The sequence below is a fragment of the Nitrososphaera sp. genome (assembly GCF_050748925.1).
GTDB lineage: Archaea > Thermoproteota > Nitrososphaeria > Nitrososphaerales > Nitrososphaeraceae > Nitrososphaera.
This window is the reverse complement of the sequence record NZ_JBOGQF010000202.1, coordinates 1-2200: the sequence shown is the minus strand read 5'-3', so window position 1 is coordinate 2200 and position 2200 is coordinate 1. Positions and strand designations below refer to the sequence as shown.

The window sequence follows — 2200 nt, the reverse complement described above, 5'->3', positions numbered from 1 at the left end:
ATCAAGTGGGATGGCCTCTGGTGCCCGTGCTGCGGCTACAGGCTCAGGACAAAGCCGAGGAACTTGAAGTACAAGGCAAAGCTGCGCGCAAGGACTGTCAAGGCGGAAGCGCCTGTGCTCACGGTCTCTGTCAGAAAGTAGCTACAGGCCCTTCTTTGCGGCCCGGAACAAGCTTTTTTGCAGCTTCTCCAGCTGCTGGATATCGCTAGAAAGGTCCATGGATATCTGGACGAGCTTGCCGTACTTGCTGTAAAAAGCGCTGCCTCTGCCTGCAAGGCTCTCTGACGCCACCCTGCCAAGGTAATAGTAACAGTCGGCGATCATGCTCTTTTCAAGCAGGTGCTCGGCCTTGTACCTTGTCAGCTCTTTGTCGTAATCGCCGGATTTCAGCTCTGTTATCGCTTCAATCGACCTTGCAATCTCGGACCTGGTGGCCCTCTCAATTCCAATGCATTCGAGCGCGGCTTGAACCCCGTCTGCAGCGTCGGTCGCCAGCTCTGCCTGCCTCACCTGAGCAAGCTCGTGCAGGGGCATCGGCCTTGTGCCTGCAAGTGCAAGCGTTCCCTGCACAAAATGGTACGCGGCCATCTTTAGCCACATCGCAGAGGCAACCTGGTGCCGGGTGTCCTTCATCTTTTGCTGGCAAAAGAGCGAGCTTACAAGCGACTTTCTGCCGAATGCGGCCAGCGCCTTTTTCAGCTTTGGCGCGACTTCCTGCAGCATCGACGACAGGGCAAGCGCCGGCGAATCCCTGATGACTTCTATCCTTCCAAGCGGGGCGACATCTTGCGCCGCCATGCCGACATGCACGAGCTCTATTATATGGCCGCCGACATGCACGACGGCGTTTTCGCCCTGCCCAAACACCGCGATGTCGTGCTCGCAGCAGTCATGCGACATGCCGGACAGCCTGCACCCAACAAGAGCTGCGGGATGGGTAAGGCCGGCGACGTAATCGGCTACTGCGGCCGGTATCAACAACAGGATTGCAAAACCCTGTGAAGCATTAAAGCTATTGCCGAAGAATAAATAGAGCGGCGGGCCTAGCCTTTCGTGTCGATGAAAAAGGGGAGAGCCAAAAGCGCCGTTTCGGATCTGGCAAAAAAGGTAAAGTCGGGGCAGACCCGGATAGCCGTGTACGGCCTCGGCCACGTGGGCTCACCCATCGTGTCGGTGTGGCTCCGGTTCGGAGCCCACGTCATCGGAGTCGACAAGTCTCCCCACGTGCTCGAGCTGGCAAGAAAGGGCAGGACGCACGTGCCAGAGCCGGGCGTAAACGAAGCATATTCAAAAGGATTGAAGGATAAGCGCTTTGCCGTTTACGACGACCCTGTCAAGGCGGCGCAGGACTCGCAGGTCAAGATGATTTGCGTGCCAGTCCTGACAGTGGGCTCGTCGCTTTCGGCAGACCTCGGCGCAGTCAGGCAGGTTGCCTCGTCAATAGCAAAGGGGCTGAAAAAAGGCGACACCGTCATCCTCAACCCGAGTGTTCCCCCCGGCACCACCGAAGACGTCGTGGTGCCCATCCTAGAAAAAGAGAGCAACCTAAAGGCCGAGCGCGACTTTTTCATGATCTACAACCCCGAGAGGATCTACGAGGGGAGGGCAATAGAGGACATTGAGGAGCGCTACCCTGCCATAGTGTCCGGCGCAGGGCCGGCAAGCGTCGAGGCGGGATCAAAACTGTTCTCACTTGTGTTCAAAAAAGGCGTCATGGCCATGAGCAACATCCGCACAGCAGAGACAGAGAAGCTGCTGGAAGGAGTCTACCGGGACGTCAACATTGCGCTTGCAAACGAGATGGCCCGGTTCTGCGAAAAGGCCGGCGTAGATTTCTGGGAGGCCCGAGACGGCGCCAACTCGCAGCCGTTCTGCCACATCCACAAGCCCGGAGTCGGGGTGGGGGGCGCCTGCATACCCGTATATCCTCAGTTTATACTGCACGCGGCCGGCCTTGCCAGGGTCGACTGCAATATTACAAGGCTAGGCCGAAACGTCAACGACTCGATGCCGGCCTACTGCGTCGAGCAGGCAGTCAGGCTCCTTGGAGGGGCAAGGCCGTCGACGGTCGCGGTGCTCGGGCTCGCGTTCCGGGGCGGCGTCACCGATACACGTTTGTCGCCGACGTACGCGGTGGTTGACGAGCTGAAAAAGCTTGGGGCCCGGGTGCACGTCCACGACCCACTCGTAAAAAGCGACC

Annotated in this window: 2 protein-coding genes; one reads left to right on the top strand and one right to left on the bottom strand. The window is 58.5% G+C overall.

All coding sequences use genetic code 11. From position 1 onward, the window contains the following. Positions 1-141: 141 nt before the first annotated feature. Positions 142-981 (bottom strand): hypothetical protein, encoded by an 840-nt coding sequence (locus ACREAY_RS11450; protein ID WP_431755900.1) that lies wholly within the window; start codon positions 979-981, stop codon positions 142-144. Positions 982-1059: 78 nt separating this feature from the next. Between ACREAY_RS11450 and ACREAY_RS11445 the strand changes: the two genes are divergently transcribed. Next, a partial coding sequence (locus ACREAY_RS11445; RefSeq protein WP_431755899.1) for a nucleotide sugar dehydrogenase occupies positions 1060-2200 on the top strand: 1141 nt, incomplete at its 3' end.